This is a genomic window from Pseudomonas entomophila (genome assembly GCF_013523125.1).
GTDB classification, from domain to species: Bacteria; Pseudomonadota; Gammaproteobacteria; order Pseudomonadales; family Pseudomonadaceae; genus Aquipseudomonas; species Aquipseudomonas entomophila_B.
Window position 1 is genome coordinate 13,959 of record NZ_JAAMQJ010000048.1, and the last position, 19,763, is coordinate 33,721.

General features: G+C 64.5%; 15 protein-coding genes and 2 rRNA genes. 13 read left to right on the forward strand and 4 right to left on the reverse strand.

The window, feature by feature from the left end:
* Positions 1 to 102 precede the first annotated feature (102 nt).
* Genes G7007_RS19445 through G7007_RS19465 form a run of 5 tightly spaced genes read left to right on the forward strand, consistent with a single transcriptional unit; the run spans position 103 to position 5,159 of the window.
* Positions 103 to 555 carry a MarR family winged helix-turn-helix transcriptional regulator gene (locus G7007_RS19445; protein WP_181104399.1) on the forward strand — a complete coding sequence of 151 codons (453 nt, stop codon included), beginning with the start codon at positions 103 to 105 and terminating at the stop codon, positions 553 to 555.
* Positions 552 to 2,648 carry an FUSC family protein gene (locus G7007_RS19450; RefSeq protein WP_181104401.1) on the forward strand — a complete coding sequence of 699 codons (2,097 nt, stop codon included), beginning with the start codon at positions 552 to 554 and terminating at the stop codon, positions 2,646 to 2,648. The genes G7007_RS19445 and G7007_RS19450 overlap by 4 nt, the downstream gene beginning before the upstream one ends.
* A complete protein-coding gene (locus tag G7007_RS19455) occupies positions 2,645 to 2,857 on the forward strand; it encodes a DUF1656 domain-containing protein (RefSeq protein ID WP_060395424.1) in 213 nt (70 codons plus the stop codon). The genes G7007_RS19450 and G7007_RS19455 overlap by 4 nt, the downstream gene beginning before the upstream one ends.
* Positions 2,854 to 3,729 (forward strand): efflux RND transporter periplasmic adaptor subunit, encoded by an 876-nt coding sequence (locus G7007_RS19460; protein ID WP_181104403.1) that lies wholly within the window; start codon positions 2,854 to 2,856, stop codon positions 3,727 to 3,729. The genes G7007_RS19455 and G7007_RS19460 overlap by 4 nt, the downstream gene beginning before the upstream one ends.
* Positions 3,726 to 5,159 carry an efflux transporter outer membrane subunit gene (locus G7007_RS19465; RefSeq protein WP_181104405.1) on the forward strand — a complete coding sequence of 478 codons (1,434 nt, stop codon included), beginning with the start codon at positions 3,726 to 3,728 and terminating at the stop codon, positions 5,157 to 5,159. Before G7007_RS19460 ends, G7007_RS19465 begins: the two co-directional genes overlap by 4 nt.
* Positions 5,160 to 5,189: 30 nt before the next feature.
* On the opposite strand, the gene lapD is transcribed toward G7007_RS19465, so the two are convergent.
* Both lapD and lapG read right to left on the reverse strand, forming a co-directional pair.
* The gene (gene lapD / locus G7007_RS19470; RefSeq protein WP_181104407.1) at positions 5,190 to 7,136 is read right to left on the reverse strand and encodes a cyclic di-GMP receptor LapD; all 1,947 of its coding nucleotides are present in this window, start codon (positions 7,134 to 7,136) and stop codon (positions 5,190 to 5,192) included.
* Between the two features lie 9 nt (positions 7,137 to 7,145).
* Positions 7,146 to 7,907 carry a cysteine protease LapG gene (gene lapG, locus G7007_RS19475; RefSeq protein ID WP_181104409.1) on the reverse strand — a complete coding sequence of 254 codons (762 nt, stop codon included), beginning with the start codon at positions 7,905 to 7,907 and terminating at the stop codon, positions 7,146 to 7,148.
* A gap of 199 nt (positions 7,908 to 8,106) precedes the next feature.
* Here lapG and G7007_RS19480 point away from each other — a divergent pair, with 199 nt between their 5' ends.
* From G7007_RS19480 to G7007_RS19515, 8 genes are all read left to right on the forward strand, one after another.
* On the forward strand, positions 8,107 to 8,799 hold the full coding sequence (locus G7007_RS19480) for a GntR family transcriptional regulator (protein ID WP_181104411.1): 693 nt from the start codon (positions 8,107 to 8,109) through the stop codon (positions 8,797 to 8,799).
* Between the two features lie 825 nt (positions 8,800 to 9,624).
* A complete protein-coding gene (locus G7007_RS19485; protein WP_181104413.1) occupies positions 9,625 to 10,401 on the forward strand; it encodes a DUF3050 domain-containing protein in 777 nt (258 codons plus the stop codon).
* The gene (locus G7007_RS19490) at positions 10,398 to 11,327 is read left to right on the forward strand and encodes a diiron oxygenase (RefSeq protein ID WP_181104414.1); all 930 of its coding nucleotides are present in this window, start codon (positions 10,398 to 10,400) and stop codon (positions 11,325 to 11,327) included. Before G7007_RS19485 ends, G7007_RS19490 begins: the two co-directional genes overlap by 4 nt.
* Before the next feature lie 9 nt (positions 11,328 to 11,336).
* Positions 11,337 to 14,768 carry an amino acid adenylation domain-containing protein gene (locus G7007_RS19495; protein ID WP_181104416.1) on the forward strand — a complete coding sequence of 1,144 codons (3,432 nt, stop codon included), beginning with the start codon at positions 11,337 to 11,339 and terminating at the stop codon, positions 14,766 to 14,768.
* Between the two features lie 24 nt (positions 14,769 to 14,792).
* The gene (locus G7007_RS19500) at positions 14,793 to 15,260 is read left to right on the forward strand and encodes an SRPBCC family protein (RefSeq protein ID WP_181104418.1); all 468 of its coding nucleotides are present in this window, start codon (positions 14,793 to 14,795) and stop codon (positions 15,258 to 15,260) included.
* A 120-nt stretch (positions 15,261 to 15,380) separates the two neighbouring features.
* Positions 15,381 to 15,896, forward strand: coding sequence for a sigma-70 family RNA polymerase sigma factor (locus G7007_RS19505; protein WP_181104420.1), 516 nt, complete (start codon positions 15,381 to 15,383; stop codon positions 15,894 to 15,896).
* Positions 15,883 to 16,851 carry a FecR domain-containing protein gene (locus G7007_RS19510; RefSeq protein WP_181104422.1) on the forward strand — a complete coding sequence of 323 codons (969 nt, stop codon included), beginning with the start codon at positions 15,883 to 15,885 and terminating at the stop codon, positions 16,849 to 16,851. The genes G7007_RS19505 and G7007_RS19510 overlap by 14 nt, the downstream gene beginning before the upstream one ends.
* Positions 16,852 to 16,924: 73 nt before the next feature.
* Entirely contained in the window at positions 16,925 to 19,399 is a 2,475-nt protein-coding gene (locus G7007_RS19515; protein ID WP_181104424.1) for a TonB-dependent siderophore receptor, read from the forward strand.
* Between the two features lie 64 nt (positions 19,400 to 19,463).
* On the opposite strand, the gene rrf (G7007_RS19520) is transcribed toward G7007_RS19515, so the two are convergent.
* Positions 19,464 to 19,579 (reverse strand): 5S ribosomal RNA (rrf, locus tag G7007_RS19520).
* Positions 19,580 to 19,686: 107 nt separating this feature from the next.
* Positions 19,687 to 19,763, reverse strand: a 5S ribosomal RNA gene (gene rrf, locus G7007_RS22690); the annotation flags it as partial.

Here is a 19,763-nt window from a genome sequence, read left to right on the forward strand (position 1 = left end):
TTTGCCCTGACCTGCACGTCTCGTCGACAAGCGTTGGCATTGCACGGTGAAATGGCAGTATATTGATAGTTAGCAAACTATGAATATACGGATACGCCTTCGATGTCACTCGATGCACTGCGGTTGAACGTCAGCAGCGGCCTCGTCGTTTCCGCGCGTCACTGGCGGCGGATCTGTCATGGCGCCTTGACCGCCTACGGCATTTCCGAAGCCTGCGCAGTCCCTCTGTTGATGATCGTGCGCCTGGGCGATGGTGTTCATCAGGTCGCGGTCGCCCAGGCGGCCGGCCTCGAAAGCCCGTCGTTGGTGCGCCTGCTCGACCAGCTGTGCAAGGCGGGGCTTGTGTGCCGCAGCGAAGCCCCGAACGATCGGCGCGCCAAGGCGCTGAGCCTGACGGCGCAGGGACGCGCGCTGGCCGACTCGATCGAGACCGAACTGGTGCGCCTGCGTCGCGACGTGTTGCGTGACATCGACCCGAGCGATCTGGAGGCGGCCTTGCGGGTGATGCGCGCCTTCGAAAACGCCGGGCAACAAGGACCAGGGGCAGCGGCATGAACACGAACGGTTTCTTCAGCTCGGTGCCGCCCGCACGCGACTGGTTCTACGGCGTGCGGACCTTCGCCGCCTCGATGATCGCTCTGTACATCGCCCTGCTGATGCAACTGCCGCGCCCCTACTGGGCCATGGCGACGGTCTACATCGTGTCGAGCCCTTTCGTCGGGCCGACCAGCTCCAAGGCCTTGTACCGTGCACTGGGCACACTGCTGGGTGCGGCCGGTGCCGTCCTGCTGGTACCACCGCTGGTGCAGTCGCCCGAGCTGCTGAGCGTCGCCATTGCCCTGTGGACCGGGACCCTGCTGTTTCTCTCGCTGAACCTGCGCACCGCCAACAACTACGTCCTGATGCTGGCCGGCTATACCCTGCCGATGATCGCTCTGGCGGTCGTGGACAACCCGTTGGCGGTCTTCGACGTGGCCTCTTCACGGGCCCAGGAGATCTGCCTGGGTATCGTCTGCGCGGCCATCGTCGGGGCGATCTTCTGGCCCCGCCGCCTCGCGCCGGTGGTCGTCACGGCCACCGGCAACTGGTTCAACGAGGCGGTACGCTACAGCGAGGCCTACCTGACGCGCCAGGTCCGCGTGGAGAACGTCGGGGCGATGCGCACGTCGATGGTAGGCACCTTCAACAGCCTGGAGCTGATGATCGGTCAGCTGGGGCACGAAGGCGCAGGTCCGCACACCCTGAAGAACGCTCGTGAACTGCGGGGACGGATGATCCACCTGTTGCCGGTGCTCGATGCGCTGGACGACGCCCTGGTGGCGCTGGCCAAGCGCGCACCAAGCGAGCAGGCCAAGCTGCAACCGCTGCTGGACGAGGCCCGCGACTGGCTTGCCTCCACCCTCGAGCAACCCTCGCTCGCACGCTGGAGCCTGTTGCGCGAGCACATCGACCGGCTGCAGCCCGACCCCGAGCACCTGAACCAACGCCCCCTGCTGCTGGTTTCCAATGCCCTCTATCGACTCTCCGAGTGGGTGGACCTGTGGCAGGACTGCTGCACGCTGCAGCATGCCTTGCGCCAGGACGACGCCTCGCCCTGGCGGGCGGTGTACCGTCACTGGCGGCTGGGCCGTCTGACGCCGTTCTTCGACCGTGGTCTGATGCTCTATTCGGTGGCCTCCACCGTCATGGCCATCATCGTCGCCAGCGGCTTGTGGATCCTGTTGGGCTGGAAGGACGGCAGCAGCGCAGTGATTCTCGCGGCCGTCGCCTGCAGCTTCTTCGCTGCCATGGACGATCCGGCACCGCAGATCTACCGGTTCTTCTTCTGGACGATGTTGTCGGTGGTCTTCTCCAGCATCTACCTGTTCCTGGTGCTGCCGAACCTGCACGACTTCCCGATGCTGGTGCTGGCCTTCGCCGTACCGTTCATCTGCGTCGGCACCCTGACCGTGCAGCCGCGTTTCTACCTGGGCACCTTGCTGACGATCGTCAACACCGCCAACTTCATCAGCATCCAGGGCGTCTACGATGCCGATTTTCTGACGTTCATCAACGTCAACCTGGCAGGGCCGCTGGGTCTGCTGTTCGCCTTCCTCTGGACGCTGGTGTTCCGCCCGTTCGGCGTGGAGCTGGCCGCCAAGCGCATGACACGCTTCAGCTGGCGTGACATCGTCGAGATGACCCACCCGGCGACGCTGGCCGAACAGCGCAAGGTCGGTGTGCAGATGCTCGATCGGCTGATGCAGCACCTGCCACGCCTGGCGCAGACGGGCCAGGAGGGCGGCGGTGCACTGCGTGATCTGCGTGTCGGCCTCAATCTGCTGGATATCCTGGCCTACCTGCCTCGGGTCGAGGCGGCCGCGCAGCACCGCCTGCGCACCGTGATCGAAGAGGTCGGCACCCATTACGCGGCCTGCCTGCGCGCCGGTGAGCGGTTGGAGGCGTCCGAAACCCTGCTGCACACCATGGATCAGGCGCGCCTGGCGCTGGTTGAAGCCTCGCTGAACGAGCGGGCCGACGCCAGGGTCCATCTGTTGCACGCACTCAGCGGTCTGCGCCTGGCGCTGCTGCCGGTGGCCAGTGTGGCCCTGACACCGGTCGATCCCCCCTCGCCACTGCCCCACGGCATCGATGGAGCCCCCCTGTGATCGGTGATGTCGATATCAGCGGGGTGTTCCTGCCCACGCTCCTGGTGATGATGATCGCCACGTACCTGTTGTTTCTGGGCGTGCACGCCCTGTTGCTGCGCCTGGGCTTCTATCGCCTGGTCTGGCACCGGGCGCTGTTCAACGTCGCTCTCTACGCCGTGCTGCTCGGTACGGTGGATCACTTTTGCAGAAACCTGATGCTGCCATGAAAAAACCTTTGCTGACCCTGGGCCGTGTGGTCCTGACCTTGCTGGTGGTGGCCTTCGCAGCCGTGCTCGTCTGGCAGATGGTCGTCTATTACCTGTTCGCCCCCTGGACGCGCGATGGGCACATTCGCGCCGACGTCATCCAGATCGCACCCGACGTGTCGGGCCTGATCCAGAAGGTCGAGGTACGCGACAACCAGATGATCAAGCGCGGCGACGTGCTGTTCACCATCGACCAGGACCGCTTCGGCCTGGCGCTGCGCCAGGCCCGCGCCACCCTCGCCGAGCGCCAGGAAACCCTGGCCCAGGCGGCCCGCGAAACGCGGCGCAACCGCAAGCTCGGCAACCTGGTGGCGGCCGAACAACTGGAAGAAAGCCAGTCGCGCGAGGCCCGTGCCCGCTCGGCGGTCAACGCGGCGCAGGTGGCCGTCGATACCGCGCAGTTGAACCTGGACCGCTCGGTGATCCGCAGTCCGGTGGATGGCTACCTCAACGACCGCGCACCCCGTGCCCACGAATTCGTCACCGCCGGCCGAGCGGTGCTGTCGGTGGTCGACAGTGCGTCGTACCACGTCGATGGCTACTTCGAGGAGACCAAGCTCGGCGCCATCCACGTGGGCGACGCCGTGGACATCCGCGTGATGGGCGACGACACCCGTCTGCGTGGCCACGTGCAGAGCATGGCCGCCGGGATCGAGGACCGTGACCGCAGCAGCGGCTCCAACCTGTTGCCGAACGTCAACCCCGCGTTCAGCTGGGTGCGGCTGGCACAACGCATCCCGGTGCGCATCGCCTTCGACGAGGTGCCGGCCGACTTCCGCATGATCGCCGGGCGGACCGCCACGGTGTCGATCATCGAGGAGCACGCTCGATGAAGCGCATGCTGTGGGTAGGGTGCCTGCTGTGCCTGAGCGCCTGCACGACGGTCGGTCCTGACTATGCGGTGCCGGAGAACGCAGCCGTGCAGCGGGACGACCTGAATGGCCCTCTGCGTCAGGATGCCGACAGCGTCGTGTCGGCCCCGGTACCGGAGAACTGGTGGCAGCTGTACCAGGACCCGCGCCTCGACGCGCTGGTGCGCCAGGCCCTGACGGCCAACAGCGATCTGCGTGTGGCCGCGGCGAACATCGCCAAGGCGCGTTCGCAAGTCGAGGTGGCCGAAGCCCAGGGGGGATTCGGTGCAAGTGGCAAGGCGGCAGCGCAGCGCCTGCAGGAGTCGGGCGAGGCCTTCCTGCTGACCGAAAAGGTGCCGGTGGCCAACATCGGCGAGGCCATTCTCAGTGCCTCGTACCAGTTCGACCTCTGGGGGACCTTCAAGCGCGGTACCGAGGCGGCCCAGGCCAATGCCGATGCGGCGCAGGCGGCGGCCGATACGGCGCGCATCACCCTGGTGGCAGATGTGGTCAAGGCCTACACCCAGGTCTGCTCGGCCAACGAGGAGTACCACATCGCTCATGAATCGCTGGCCTTGCAGGAACAGGGGGTGCAACTGACCCAGCGCTTGCGCGATGCCGGTCGTGGCGATGAAACCCAGGTGACGCGTACCCAGACCCAATTCAAGTCGTTGCGGGCTGAATTACCGCGTTTCCAGGCCGAGCGTGAAGCCGGGCTGTTCACTTTAGCGGCGCTGCTGGCCACCCCGGTCGCGCAGTTGCCCGCTGGTACCGCCACGTGCGCCAAGCTGCCGCAGCTCACTCAGCTCATCCCGGTCGGCGACGGCGCCGCCTTGCTCAAGCGCCGCCCCGACGTCCGCCAGGCCGAGCGCCAGCTGGCTGCGGCCACCGCCAGCATTGGCGTGGCGACCGGTGCGCTGTACCCGGACATCAGCATCGGTGCGCAGGTCGGCACCATCGGTATTCTCGACAACCTGGGCGAGCCGGCGACCAATCGCTGGGGGTTCGGACCGCTGGTCAACTGGACCCTGCCCACCAACGGCACGCGCGCGCGCATTCGTGAAGCCGAGGCCTCGACCCAGGCGGCGCTGGCGCGTTTCGACGGTGTCGTGCTCAATGCCATCCGCGAAACCCAGACGCGGTTGGCCCAGTACAGCGCCCTGCTCGATCGCCGAGAAGCGCTGGCCGATGCCGAGCGCTCGGCGAAACAGGCGGCGGACCAGACTCACCAATTCTATCAGGCCGGACGCGCGTCCTTCCTGGAGGACCTGCAAGCGACACGGACCTACACCACCATGCGTGGACAACTGGCCGCCGCCGATGCCCAGGTGGCGCTCGGACAGATCAACGTCTTCCTGGCGCTGGGTGGCGGTTGGCACGCGCCCAACCCCGCGCCTCGCACGACGCCGTGACGTCGACAGGGCGTGCCACGCCCCTTTGTCTTACGACCAGGGAGCCGGGACGGCCACCCGTTGCCCCTGAACGCCCTGCACGCCCATTTCCTGCAACACCTTCAGCTCGCCGTCGGTTTCCACACGCTCGGCGATGAGTGGCAGGTCGATGCTGTGGGCGGCACGCTGGATGGCCTCGATGAACAGCCGCTTGTGCTGCTCCTGGTCGATGTTGCGGATGTAGCCCCCATCGATCTTCAGATAAGCCAGGCCCAGGTGGGCCAGGTTGCCGATCATGCTGAAACGACCGCCGAAACGCTGCAGGGCCAGACTGAAGCCCAGGTCGCGCAGGCGGCGCGTCAATTGCGCCAGGCTCGCGTGATCCGGAAGCTGTTCTTCGCCGATCTCGAACGTCAGGCGTGGGCCCAGGGCGCGGTGGTGTCCAAGCAGGTCGTAGACCTGTTGCAGGGCCTTGGGGTCGGCCAGGGTGGCGGCCGACAGGTTCAGCGCCAGCGACTGCTCGTGTGACTGCAGGTGCTTGAGCACCTTGTCCAGCATCAGCAGGTCGAGCCGCGCCGACCAGCCGAAGCGCTCCAGCCATGGCAGGAAGCGCCCGGCCGCCACGGTCTGGCCCTGTTCGTCCTGCAGGCGCGAGATCACCTTGTAGTGGAGGATGCGCGACAGGTCGTGGCTGTCGACCACCGGCTGGAAGAACAGCTCGAACTGCCCGTTGGCCAGCGCCTGGTCCAGCCGTGTGTGCCAATCGTGATGGCTGTCGGCAGCTTGGGCCGCGACGCCCTGCTCCAGGCACACCCAGCCCGGATCGGTCTTGCTCTCGGCCATGGCCAAGGCTTCGTCGGCCAGCTTGAGCAAGGCAGGCGGCGCGTCGCCCGGCGTATACGGCGCCATGCCGATGCAGGCCACTGGCGTCACATCGCTGGCCCCGGTTTCGTGCAGGCTCTGGAGCGTGACCTCGAGCGCCTGGGCCAGTTGGATGGCTTCCTCGTGCACCATGCCGGGCGCCAGCACCGCGAATTCGCCACCACGGCTACGGGTGATCAGGTTGTTGGTTTCAGGGAAGCGCGCGCAGGTACGCTGGAGCTGCTGCCCGATGGCCTGGAGCAGCTGGTCGGTGCGCTGCCCGCCCAGGCGCGCATTGAGCCCGGTCAGGTCCTGCACCCTCAGCAACAGCAGGTAACCTTGCCGTGCATCCTCGAGGTTGCTGACCCGTGCGGCCAGCTGCATCTCGAAGTACCGTCGGTTGGCCAGGCCGGTGAGGCTGTCCTGGTAGGACTCGACCCTGAGCCGTTCGCTACGCTCGGCCTGCTCCTGGAACAGCGCCTTGAGCTTTTCGACCATCTGGTTCATCGCCTGCACCACCCGGCGCAGTTCCGGCGTACTGGGCAAGTCGGGCAGGCTGAGGAATTCGCGTCGGGCGATGGCGTGGGACTGCGCCACCATGTAGTCCAGCGGGCGCAATTGTCGACGCAGCAGCAACGCACCGAGCACGGCACTGATGGCGCCGCACAGCAGCAGCCAGCTCAGGCTGCCCAGGGCGCTTTGCCAGAGCTTGGACAACGCGAACATCGGGTGGCTGATCACCTCGACCCGTGCGGCCTGCTGCCAGCCACGGCTGACGATGGCATCGCCGCCGGCCGCCTCCAGGCCGATCAGGCGAATGAACCAGCGCGGCACGCCATGGGTGTCGGGCTCGGCGTGCCGCTCGACCAGCACCGCGTTGGAACCCAGGTCCACGACCTTGATGCTGGCGTAATAGCCACTGTCGAAGATCGAGCTGACCATCAACTCGACCATCGCCGGGTCATCGATGTTCGGCGTCAGTGACAGCGCTAGGGCGGTGGCGGCGTCCTGCGCGTGGGAGCGCAACTGGTTGACGTACTGACTGCGCGAGCTTTCCAGGCTGACCATGAAACTGCCGCTGAACGCGACGACCAGGAACAGGCAGATGGCCAACAGCAATTGTTTGAACAGTGACATCGGTGATCCTCAGTAGACCGGTTCGGCCGGGAACCCTTCGGCCTGCATTTTCTTGAGTACATCCTGCCAGCGCGACAGACGCTTGGTATCGCCGACTTTCTTGTTGCCAGCTGCTCCTGTCAGCCACAATCCCTCACCATTGAAGGCGTAGACCGGCAGCAGGTCGGGCCGTTGGTTGGCGGGCTTGATCGGGTCGATCAGGCTGTCGAGCACCAGGGGCATGGCCTCCGGGCTGGCATAGTACGTCAGGACCATGTGCGCGCGGTTCTGGCGCAAGGCCTTGACGTAGGTGATACGCAGCTTTTCACTGGCGATGCCCATGCGGCGAAGGCTGAAGTACTTGGCGATGGCATAGTCCTCGCAATCCCCGGCGCCCTTGATCAGGGCCTGGATCGGCGTGGCCCAGTAATCGGCCTCGTGCCAGAGGTCGATGTCCTCGACATATCGCAGTTGCTGGTTGAAGAAGCGGTTGACCACCTGCAAGCGCTCCAGCTCGCTGCCTTGCTTCTGTGTCGTCAGCAGGTGTTGCCAGGCGTCGATTCGTGCCTGACCGGCGCCCAGTGGCCCATACAAGCCTTGCGCGCGGCGGCTGATCTGGGAAAAATCCCAATCCGCGTGCAGGCCGCCCAGCAACAGGCAGCCCAGCAGTACGGCCTGGCCCAGACGTCTGAGGGTCAGGTTGAGGATCCAAGGTATCGCCACGGCGAGCGCTCGAGCAGATCGGTCGAAAGGGCCGATGGTGCGGCCTGGGTGTGTAAAAAACAATGGCACCTTGCAATCATCACGGCCTCCCATCCTTATGCCAGACGAACGGGTTATAGCCAATGCCGTGAGAGAGTTGCGACTTCTTGCACCATAGCCTTTATCATGCCGTCCAATGGTACGATCGGCTTGTAACCAGGTTTGACAAGGACTTCTTCCCATCTAAGGTTATTGGATCCAATGCATTCAGGCATCAGGCGTACACTCCGTGGCCACTAAAACTAGACTGCTAAGCGCTGTATTGGGTGGTGAACAGCTGTCACCGCATCTGGCGCGCAGTGTCATCGAAGAACGGCTGCGAAGTGCCATTCTCGATGGTCGCCTGCCGCCGGGGACGGCTGTACGCCAACAGGAACTGGCCACGCTGTTCGGCGTCAGTCGCATGCCCGTCCGCGAGGCGCTTCGACAGCTCGAGGCGCAGTCCCTGCTCAAGGTCGTCATGCACAAGGGCGCGGTCGTCGCCCCTTTGATCGGTGAAGATGCAGTCGATACGTACGACCTGCGGCTGATTCTGGAAAGCGAAGCGTTGCGTCAATCCATTCCGCTGCTCGATGCGTCCGACATCGCCTTGGCGCGTGATTACATTCGCCAGTTGGAAACCGAAACACGCCATGCCGAGATCGGTCGGTTGAACCGTCTGTTCCACATGACGCTGTACAGCAAGGCCAAGAATCAGAAACTGTTGCGCTTGATCGACAACGAATTGAGCGAGGAAGAGCGTTTCTTGCGCTTCCACTTGTCGTCCATGGGCCTGGGCCAACTGACGCAGGACGACCATAATGCCTTGGCCGATGCGGCCAGCGACAAACTCGTCGATGAGGCGCTGCTGGTCCTGGAGCGCCACCTGAGCAATGCCTCGCGAACGATCCGCGCCTACTTGAACCGCCAAGTCAGCGCCTGAGCCTGGCAACGCGTACACGCAGGCGGCGCTCCACGGCGCCGCTGGGTGCCCTGTGTGTATTTCAAACTGTTTCCACAATGCGCGCTACGTCGCTTCCTGCGCCCCCCGCAGGGTGCATGCGGTGTCACGTCTAGAGGACGCCCTGCTCGTACCACTCCCTCAACGCTTCCAGGGCTTGCGTCGAAATGAAGCGCCCCTGACCGCTCGCCCGTGCCAGCAACGCTGATCCCCTCAGCAAGCCCCTGACCGCGCCCGCGCCGAGCGACACGCAGAGCAAACTCTCACTTTTGGTGCTGGCACCATGGCGGCAACCATTAATCCGGCACACTCTATGGCTCGGCACGACTGCTGATCGCCTACGGGCGGGCCTGGTCGGCCGCTGACCATCACCTGCAGAAGGAGTCTGCTACCGGGCACAGGACCGACTACCGATCAGCCGCCCCTCAAGTTCAACTCATCGTCCTTCCTCTTTTCCAGTGCTCGGGTGAAGCATTCACTCAATGTCTTATTTTGATTAGCGTTAATCGAAAGGCACTGACGCAGGTATGACATTGCACACTTAGTTGCAGTGGCGCTGGCACTCGCCCGCCTTAAAGTTACCCTATTTAAAAACTTCAAAAACACGTTGCCACCGCTTGCCAGATTGATCTAAGTTGAAATGGCCGGCATCGAGATCACCCTGCAGCCTCCCTGGCGTCAGGGTTTCGTTTGCGCCATCGGCCACTTCACACTTCGACGATCGATGTCCCGGTTCAGGCCCACGGCTGCGTGCGTCCTGTACCTGACTGTTCGAACCGTCCTTTACAACATGGACAGGAACTTATAATGAACGCGTCAAATACCGAACTTCAGTCGTGCAAGTTAGCGTTGTCGCGCCACCCCCTCTTTTCGTCCATCGATACACCGGCGTTATTGTGCCGCTTCATGGAAACCCATGTCTTTGCCGTGTGGGACTTCATGTCGCTGACCAAACGTCTGCAACAGGAATTGACCTGTATCGCCTTGCCGTGGCTGCCGCCGCATGATCCTGCCGCTGCCCGGTTGATCAACGAAATCGTCCTGGGCGAAGAGTCCGATGATCGACTCGACCACGGGCACTACAGCCACTTCGAACTGTACCTGGATGCCATGCGTGAAGTGGGCGCCGACACCCGGGCCATCGAACGCTTCATCGCCCTGCAACGCGAAGGCGTGGCCCCGCTCGACGCCTTGCAGACGTGCGGTGCGAGCGAGGCGGCCAAGGCGTTCGTCGCCGACACGCTGGAGGTAGCCCTCAGTGCACCGGCGCACTGCGTGGCAGCGGCGTTCCTGCATGGGCGCGAGAGTGTCATCCCGATGATGTTCCAGCAGATCCTCGACGCGTGGGGCATCGGCAGGGAGCAGGCACCGACGTTCCGCTATTACCTGCAACGCCACATCGATGTCGATTCCGAAGACCACGGTCCGGCGGCCGAGCGCCTGCTGGCACGCCTGGTGGGGGACGATGCCCACAAGCAACAGCAGGTGCTGCGCGCTGCCTTGGACGCCATCGCCAGTCGCGAACGGTTGTGGGATCGCGTTCAGGCCGATTTGCAGGTCGTGGCCGTCGAGGTGGTCTCATGAATGCTCAGGATTACCGTTCCTTCGCCGACACCTGGGAGGCACGCGCCACCATTCGCACGCGCCCGCGGCGCATGGTCGAGGACGATCATCGCCTGATCTACCCCCTCAGTCGACAACCGCTGGCCCTGAGCGAAACCTTGCAGCGCGAGTGCCCTCACCTGCGTGACTTCGTGCTGGTGCAGAGCCTGTACAAGTTCATCAACGACGTGGTGATCTTCGAAACCGAGATCGTCGACCGGACGGCGCGCCGCATCGCCAAGGACACCTTCGCCGTGCGCTTCCCCTTCGCGTGCCGCTACGACGCCATGACCGTGGTGGTGGACGAGGATTATCACGCCCTGGTGGCGCTGGACTTCCTCCAGCAGACCATCGCCCTGACCCAGATCGAGCCGATCGAACTGCCAGCCGAGATCGAGTTGAGCCGGGCGATTCCAGCGGCGTTGCAGCACGTACCCGCGAGGCTGCGCGACCCTGTCGAGCTGATCTGCGTGGGCATCGCCGAGAACACCCTCACCGACGACGTGGCGGCGTTCGCCCGCGACGACACGGTCAAGCCGTCGGTGAAGGGGTTGATGGCCGATCACCTGCTGGATGAGGGGCGCCATTCCAGCTTCTGGGCACGACTGACGCGGATCTATTGGCAGTCCGCGCCCGAGACGGACCGTGAAGCCATCGCCCAGGTGTTGCCGGTGTTCCTGGCGCACTACCTGACCAGCGACATCCAGCAGCGCTTCGACATGACCTTGATCGAGGCGATGCCGGTCACGAGCGCCATCCGCGCCGCACTGCGCGAGGAAGTGCGCGGCCTGGCCTATCCGATCAACCGCCAGCACCCGTTGCTCGGCAACATCCTGCGTTTCTTCCGCGCCAGTTCGATGCTCGACGCCGCCTGCGTACAGCAGGCGTTGCGCGATTACCTGCCCTAGGAGGCTGCCATGAAACGTCTGAACATCGCCCTGGTCGGCCAGGGCCGTACGCTCGACCGTCTGGTCAGGCTGCTGGAAGACCAAGGCCACGCTGCCGCGTCGTACGTGACCTACGCGCACGTACCAGCGGCGAGCGACCTGATCGTCGAGGACGGCAGCGTGTCCGTGCCGAATGATGGCCCCTCGCACTTGCCGCGCCTTCCGGTGCTCGGGTTACGCCTGACGGTCAGCGATACACCTCTGAAGATTGCTGTGGATGTCTACTTTAGGGGTGGTGTAATCGAATCACCTCGTCTGATCGAGCAAACACTCGTCGACACCGACAGTCGTCCTACCGGCAATGGTCAACAACGGCGCCTCGACACCCTGCAGGTCGTGGAGGAGCGAACGGCCTTGCACGTCGCGAGTCATGCCCGCAACCCGCTTGAACTGCGTGAAGCGCCTCCATTGGCGACGTCACGTTCGGGGCAGTCCAGGACGCTCGACTGGCTCGAGCACCTGGCCTTCGTCCATGCGTTCAACGAGACCTCGCACGCAGGCTGGCTGCACGCTGCCGCCCATGACCTGCTCTCGACGCTGCATCCGGGCCTGCTCACCTTTGCCGATCGCCCAGCGCTCAACCTGGACGGTCAGCGCTGGAGCTACCGTCAGCTGCACGCGCTGACGAACGCCCTGACCCACGTCATCACGCGGCACCTGCCCGTCGACGGAGAACCGGTACCGGTGATCGGGGTGTGCCTGCGCAAGTCGCCTGCGCTGTACGCCAGCCTGTTGGCCGTCCTGCGCAGCGGCGCCCTCTACCTGCCGATCGATCCGGCCACGCCGGTGGCGCGCCGCGAGCATATCCTGCGCGATGCAGGCGCCTGTCTCGTGCTGCATGACGATCAGGCCCATGCGGACATCGTCTCGGTGGACGTGCGTGATGTGGCGGTGCCGTCTGACGACGCACCACCGATGCCGAATGCACCGTTGCCGTTGGCGCCCGATCGCCCCTGTGTGGCGATCTACACCTCCGGTACCACGGGCCAGCCCAAGGGCGTCCTGCTCAGTCGTCGCAACCTGGCGCACTTCATCGCCTGGTACATCGATCACGTGGCGCTCGATGCGCGAAGCCGTGCGTTGCAGTTCTCTACCATCGGGTTCGACGCCTCGCTGCTGGACAGCCTGCCGGCGCTCTTCGTCGGTGCCGAGCTGGTCGTGCCCAGTGATACGCAGCGCCAGGACCCCCATGCCTTGAGCGCGCTGATCCGTCATCAGTCGGTCACCCACGCGTTTCTGCCACCGGCCGTGCTGAGCCTGTTGCCCAGCGAGCCCCCCCTTGGCTTGCAGCACCTGGTGACGGGCGGGGATGTCTGCGAGCCCCAGGCCATCGCCCGCCTGGCGCCCCAGTGCCGGCTGCACAACATCTATGGGCCGACCGAAACCACGGTGCTGGCCACCACACGGGTGTTCGCGGCCGAGGACGACAATCGCAACCTGGGTCGGCCGATCGCCAACACCCAGGTGCTGATTCTCGACGAGGCCCTGCAACCGGTCGGCGACCAGGTGCCTGGCGAGCTGTACATCGTCGGCGCAGGCGTCGGGCTGGGCTACGTGGGCAACCCCACCTTGACTGCCGAGCGCTTCAGCCACCTGACGCTGCCGTCGGGCGACACCCTGCGCGTCTATCGCACTGGCGACATCGCCCGGTGGACGGCCGACGGCATCGTGCTGTGCGGACGGCGTGACAACCAGGTGAAGATCCGCGGCTTTCGTGTCGAGCCCGAGGAGATCGAACACTGCCTGCGCCGCAGCCAGGCCTACGGCCACGTCGCGGTGGTGATCGACGCGCAGCAGCGGATCCTGGCCTTCGTCGCCCAGCCACGCGATGCCCAGGCCGAACGCAGGCTGCGCGAGCATGCCCGGCGGCACCTGCCGGACTACATGGTGCCGACGTTCTACCGTGAGCTGGACAGCCTGCCCAGTACGGTCAATGGCAAGGTCGATCGTCAGGCGCTGCTGCGCGGCCAGCCGGCACCTGCCGCAGCACGACCCCGCGTGGCACCGCAGACACCGACCGAACAGCGCCTGATCGCGCTGTGGAGCGAGCTGCTCGAACAGCGCGAGGCCGATGTGTCCATCGATGACAGCTTCTTCGAGATCGGTGGCCACTCGATCCTGTTGTCGCGTCTGCTGCTGGCCATACGGGAGCGGTTCGGTCGGGGCGTGGCGATCAACCAGTTCATCGAGCAGCCGACCTTGCGGCGCCTGGGCGCCCTGCTCGATGGGACCGGCGACGCGATCCAGGGCCTGGCCGAACGCCTCGAACGTGATGCGATGCGACCGCTCGAGCTCGAGGTGCAGCCCCTGGAGCGCCTGGGCGATGTGCACCGGGTGATCGTGACTGGCGCCAACAGCTTCCTGGGGGTTCATCTGGTCGAGGCGCTGCTGGACTGGGGCAGCGCCGAGGTGGCCTGTCTGGTGCGCCGTGGCGAAGGGCGCAGTGCGCAGGCACGTTTCGCTCAGGCGTTGACGGACAATCGTCTGACGCTGGACATGACACGGGTGCGGGTCTTCGAGGCGGACCTGCGTCGGCCTCGCCTGGGGCTGAGCGAGGCCGATTACCGTTACCTGGATGAACACTTCGGTGCCCTGGTGCACAACGCGGCCCAGGTCAACCACGTGCTGGACTACCCCGCGCTGGCCCAGGACAACGTCGAGCCGTTGTTCGACTGCCTGCGCCTGTGCGAAGGCGCGCGCAAGAAGGTCTTCAACTTCGTCTCGACCCTGTCCGCGTGCAGTGCGGTGGACGAACACGGACGGGTGCTCGAGCAGGACGCAGCAACGACGCCGCCGGTGTACCTGCGCAACGGGTACAACCTGAGCAAGTGGGTAGGCGAACGAATCCTCGCCCGGGCACGTGCCCAAGGGGTCCGGGTCAACCTGTTCCGGCCGGGCAACATCACCTTCGACAGCCGCTCGGGCGTCAGCCAGCCGGAGCGCAACCGCCTGATGCTGATGCTCAAAGGGTCGCTGCAATTGGGCCAGGTGCCGCGCCTGCAGATCGACTTCGACCTGATGCCGGTGGACTTTCTCGCCCGCTTCCTCGCCTTCCACGCCAGCCGGCATCAAGCGCAGGCGTGCGTGTTCAACCTGCACAACCCCGAACCCCTGCGCTGGGAGGATTACCTGGCGAGCTTCCGCGACCACGGGCATGCCTTCGACCTGATCAGTACGGAGGAATGGCAGCGGCAACTGCACCGGGTCGATCGCGACAACGCGTTGTTCGACGTGCTGGGGTTCTACCTGGACGGCTTCGGCGAAGACATTGGCGACATCGCGTCGATCGAGCACCACAACGCCCGCACCGGGGTACGGCGCATGGGCGCGCGCTACCCGGCCAAGACACCGGCACTGCTGCAACGCGGCTGCCAGTACCTGAGCGACATCGGTTTCATCTGACCTACCCTCACAGGAGCTTCAACCATGCAAGCACTCAAACCCGATACCCTGATCGCCAACCCGCACGGCTGCGAAGTCGTCTCCAGCGTCGAGGTCGCCGCACCGGCCGCCAGCGTCTGGGCGATGGTCGGCAACTTCGCCGGCTTCCCGGTGTTCATCCCCGCGCTCGCGCACATCGAGATGACCGGCAGCGGTGTGCGTTCGGTACGCAAGAAGCTGTTCAAGGATGGCAATGTGGTGATCGAACAATTGAACAGCCGTGACGAGACGGCCATGTTCATGACCTGGAGCCTGATCTACACCAGCCTCGACATCGGCAACCTCTGGGCGGCCATGCAAGTGGAGCCGCTCGACGACGGTCGTAGCCGGGCGACCTGGACCATTCAGGCCGAGCCCTGGGAGGGCGGCGAGGCGGCATTGCCCGCCTTCCAGGCCTTCCTGCAGGGCTTCGCCGACGAGGCGATGAACACAGTGCGTCAGTTGCTGGAGTAGCACCTCCGAGCGGCGCCGGGTGATTTCAGCCCGGCGTCCACTCGCAGGACAGTTGCAAATTGCCTCGGTCACGCGAACAATGAGACTAATTATCATTCATTGCGTGACCGGCTCCCTCTCATGCCTTCTTCAGATTTCGTGCACCAGCTGTACAGCGAACATCATGGTTGGCTCCGTGGCTGGCTGCGCAGCCAGCTGAGCACGGCGGCCGACGCGGCCGATCTGGCCCACGATACCTTCGTACGCCTCCTGCAACGCCGAGAGACCCCACCACTGTCTACGCCACGGGCTTTCCTGCGCACGGTGGCGCGTGGTCTGGTGATCGATCACTGGCGGCGTGAAGAACTGCGGCGTGCCTACCTGGAAGCGCTGGCACATCTGCCAGAGGCCCAGGCGCCTGACGTGGAGACGCGCGAGGTGCTGCTGGAGCTGCTCGAACGCATCGATCGCCTGCTCGACGGGCTCAAGCCCAAGGTGCGCCAGGCCTTCGTGCTGGTGCAGTGCGAGGGTCTGAGCCACAAGGAGGCGGCCGCTCGCCTGGGGATCTCCCTGCGCTCGGTCGAGCGCCATGTCGCCGACGCGCTCTATCATTGCTATGTGTTGCGCTATGAACAGGCGGCCCATGTTGGTGGATGATCCGGCCCTGCCTGCGACCGTCGTACGCCAGGCCATCGCCTGGACGCTCAGGCTACGCGAGCAACGGCACGATCGCACGCTGGTGGAGCAATGCGCCTGTTGGCGGGGTGCGCACCCGAATCACGAACTGGCCTGGCAGCGCATCACCGGACTGGGACAGGAACTCGACCTCAGTACGCTGCCGGGTGCACGCGTGGCCTTGCACGTCCTGGAGCCGGCCCGTGCCCGCCTGCACCGGCGTCAGGCGCTGAAACTGCTCGGGGGCGTGGCGCTGGTGGGCTCGGCCAGCTGGCTGAGCAAGGATCTCGACAGGTTGAACGACTGGCGCGCCGACTACGTGAGTGCCTTGGGCGAGCATCGCCGATTCACGCTCCCGGATGGCTCGGTGCTCCAGCTGGATACCTGCAGCGCGGTGAACCTCGCGTTCGATGCACGGCAACGTGCGCTCGAGCTGGTGCACGGGCAATTGATGCTGAGCTGCCGCTCTGATCACCGGCCAGTACGCCTCCGTACGCGCGAGGGGTGGGTGCAGGGGCTGGACGGTCGCTTCGTGGTCCGTCAGCACACGCAGACCACGTCCGTGAGCGTGCTGGAAGGTCAGGTGACGATTCACGGCGTTCAGGGGTCAGGGATGCCAGTGACGGCCCAGGCCGGACAGTCCTATCGTCTCGATGCGCACGGGATCCATCGACTCACGGGGTTGCCGTTGCAAGCCGATGCCTGGGCGCAGGGCCTGATCGTCACCCGCGGCATGCGCCTGCAGGATTTTCTGGCAGAAGTCAGCCGCTATCGACGCGGCTACCTGGGCTGCAGCGCGGCCGTGGCTGACTGGCGTCTCTCGGGGGTCTATCGCCTGGAAGACACTGACCGATTGCTGGCCATCCTGCCGCAGAGTCTGCCGGTGAAACTCGAACGGCGGACACGCTGGTGGGTACGCGTCGAACAGGCCAGTTGAATTTTTGGCGGGTTTGCGTGCGTCGTTCGGCCCTGAAGAGCGCAGTTCTTTTCTTGGATCAACGGACCTTTCCATGCCCAACGTTTCTTCTTCTCTACGTCCCCTGTCGGCCCAGGTTGCTCCCGCCTCACGTCTTGGCGGCGCCGTGCGCGCGGCCCTGTTCGGAACCGCCCTTGGCCTGAGTACCTTGCCCGTGCTGAGCCAGGCAGCCGATGCCTATACCGTCAGCCGCGTCTACGACATTCCAGCCGGCAGCCTGGGCGATGTGCTCAATCGATTCGCCCAGCAAGCCGGCATCACCCTGTCCGGTACGCCGCGCCAGGTCGATGATCTGCAATCGCCAGGCTTGCAGGGCGATTATGCCGTCGATCAGGCGCTGCGCCATCTGCTGGCCGGCACTGGCCTGGAAGCCGTCACGCAGGGCGGTGGCAGCTATGCCTTGCGCGCTCGACCCACCGACACGGCGCTGGCCCTGCCGGACACCGATGTGCGTGGCTTCAGCCTGGGCAACGCACTGGGCAGCATGGAGGGCTACAACGCCACCCACAGCCAGGTCGCGACCAAGACCAGCACGGCGCTGCTGGAGACCTCGCAGTCGGTGTCCGTGGTCACACGGCAACAGCTGGACGACCAGGGCTCGCAGACCGTGGCCCAGGCCATGCGCTACACCCCCGGCGTGATGACCAGCCCCTATGGCGCGACCCACCGCTACGACTACGTGGCCATGCGTGGCTTCAACGACGGCTCGGTGGACAACATCTACCTGGACGGCTTGAAGTCCATGGGGGACAACGGCACCTACAGCACCATGCAGGTCGACCCCTACTTCCTCGAACGCATCGACGTACTCAAGGGGCCGTCGTCGGTGCTCTACGGTCGCAGCTCGCCCGGAGGGCTGGTGGCCTTGACCACCAAGAAGCCGCTGTTCGAAGCGTTCCACCAGGTGCAGGCAACGGTAGGCACACAGGGCCAACGCGGGCTAGGCTTCGACCTGAGCGGGCCCCTGGACGATGACAAGCGCATCGCCTATCGGCTGACGGGCCTGGCGGACCATTCCGACACCCAGTTCGACCATAACGAAGAAGAGCGTTACGCGATCGCCCCGGCCGTCAGCATCGACTTCAGCGAGGACACCTCCCTGACGCTGCAGGCGTACCTGCAGCACGATCCGGAGGGGGGCTACCATGGCGGCAACCCGGCGGCCGGCATGTTGCACCCACGCAACGGCCTGCGTCTGTCGGACCACTTCTTCGAAGGCGAGCCGGACATCGATCGTTACGAGCGGACCCAGCAGTCGTTCAGCTACCAGTTCGAGCATCGTTTCAACGACGTGCTGACGGCGCGTCAGAACGTCCGCTACCAGGACTCGGACGTGTCGATGGACCAGGTGTATTCGGCGGGCTGGGCGGATGCGCAGAGCAACGTGCTGAACCGCGCCTATACCGGGGGCGACGAGCGCCTGCACTCCTTCATCGTCGACAACATGTTGCAAGCCGAGCTGTTCGCGGGATCGGCCAAGCACACGGTGTTGCTGGGCGCGGACTACCAGCGGCGTAAAGCCAATGTGGACTGGCGATACGGGTCGGTGGATCCGCTGGATGCAGGGGCGCCGGTCTATGGCAATGGTAATCTGGAACTTCAAGGCGAGAACCGTTACTTGCGACGGTTGCAGCAGACCGGCGTGTACCTTCAAGACCTGGTGGAGTGGGATCAATGGCGCTTTTCGCTGGGCATACGCCAGGACTGGGTGAAAGTATCGGAAGAGAATCGGGATACCGGCATCCGTGTCAGCGATGACCGCAGCAAATTCAGCGGACGCGCAGGCGTGCTGTACGTGTTCGAGAATGGCCTGGCGCCGTACGTGAGCTACTCGGAGTCGTTCAACCCCAATACCGTGTCCGACCAGGAAGGCCGGCCGCTGGCGCCGACCGAAGGCACGCAGTGGGAAGCGGGCCTCAAATACCAACCGCCGGGCACCGACAACCTGTTCACGGCGTCGGTCTTCCATATCGAGCAGGAAAATCTCGCCTCCAAGCAACCGAACGAAGACTTCTACCGGGCCGTGGGCCAGGTGCGTTCGCAAGGGCTGGAGTTGGAGGCGCATGTCCAGGTGACGGACAACCTCAAGCTGATCGGGGGCTATACGTTCACCGATATCGAGTACAGCAAGACCATGCCGAGCCTGACCCTCCCTGGGCAGGACAACCGTGGTCATTCGCCTACCCAGGCGCCCAAGCAGATGGCCTCGTTGTGGGCCGACTACAACGTTCGTCAGGGGCCACTCGATGGCGTCAGGCTGGGCGGTGGCGTGCGCTACGTGGGTTACAGCTGGGTCGATGCCGAGAACAGCATGAAAGTGCCTTCCTACACCGTGTTCGATGCGTCGATCGGCTACGACATGGGCAAGCTGGGCGTGAAAGGCCTGGACCTGCGCCTGAATGCCAACAACCTGACCAACGAGAGCTACATCACCTCCTGCGCAAGCCTGAACTACTGCTACATGGGTGAAGAGCGCAGTGTGAGCGCGACGGCCAGCTACCAGTTCTGAGTACGAGCATCTGAAAAGACAAAACCCCTACCTGCCTGCGCAGATAGGGGTTTTGCGGAATGAATCTTGACGATGACCTACTCTCACATGGGGAAACCCCACACTACCATCGGCGATGCATCGTTTCACTGCTGAGTTCGGGAAGGGATCAGGTGGTTCCAATGCTCTATGGTCGTCAAGAAAACCGGTGTGCTGAGCGGCCAGCGGGCCACTCGGCGAAATAGGGTCTCTCTACCTAAAGACAAAACCCCTACCTGCATGCGCAGATAGGGGTTTTGCGAAATGAATCTTGGCGATGACCTACTCTCACATGGGGAAACCCCACACTACCATCGGCGATGCATCGTTTCACTGCTGAGTTCGG

What these genes read in the sequence shown, in the direction of transcription:
- G7007_RS19505 (WP_181104420.1), top strand. Translation starts at nt 15,381, where the DNA reads ATGCCTTCTTCAGATTTCGTGCACCAGCTGTACAGCGAACATCATGGT.
- G7007_RS19465 (WP_181104405.1), top strand. Translation starts at nt 3,726, where the DNA reads ATGAAGCGCATGCTGTGGGTAGGGTGCCTGCTGTGCCTGAGCGCCTGC.
- G7007_RS19490 (WP_181104414.1), top strand. Translation starts at nt 10,398, where the DNA reads ATGAATGCTCAGGATTACCGTTCCTTCGCCGACACCTGGGAGGCACGC.
- G7007_RS19495 (WP_181104416.1), top strand. Translation starts at nt 11,337, where the DNA reads ATGAAACGTCTGAACATCGCCCTGGTCGGCCAGGGCCGTACGCTCGAC.
- G7007_RS19515 (WP_181104424.1), top strand. Translation starts at nt 16,925, where the DNA reads ATGCCCAACGTTTCTTCTTCTCTACGTCCCCTGTCGGCCCAGGTTGCT.
- G7007_RS19445 (WP_181104399.1), top strand. Translation starts at nt 103, where the DNA reads ATGTCACTCGATGCACTGCGGTTGAACGTCAGCAGCGGCCTCGTCGTT.
- G7007_RS19450 (WP_181104401.1), top strand. Translation starts at nt 552, where the DNA reads ATGAACACGAACGGTTTCTTCAGCTCGGTGCCGCCCGCACGCGACTGG.
- G7007_RS19500 (WP_181104418.1), top strand. Translation starts at nt 14,793, where the DNA reads ATGCAAGCACTCAAACCCGATACCCTGATCGCCAACCCGCACGGCTGC.
- lapD (WP_181104407.1), bottom strand. Translation starts at nt 7,136, where the DNA reads ATGTCACTGTTCAAACAATTGCTGTTGGCCATCTGCCTGTTCCTGGTC.
- G7007_RS19460 (WP_181104403.1), top strand. Translation starts at nt 2,854, where the DNA reads ATGAAAAAACCTTTGCTGACCCTGGGCCGTGTGGTCCTGACCTTGCTG.
- G7007_RS19510 (WP_181104422.1), top strand. Translation starts at nt 15,883, where the DNA reads ATGTTGGTGGATGATCCGGCCCTGCCTGCGACCGTCGTACGCCAGGCC.
- G7007_RS19485 (WP_181104413.1), top strand. Translation starts at nt 9,625, where the DNA reads ATGAACGCGTCAAATACCGAACTTCAGTCGTGCAAGTTAGCGTTGTCG.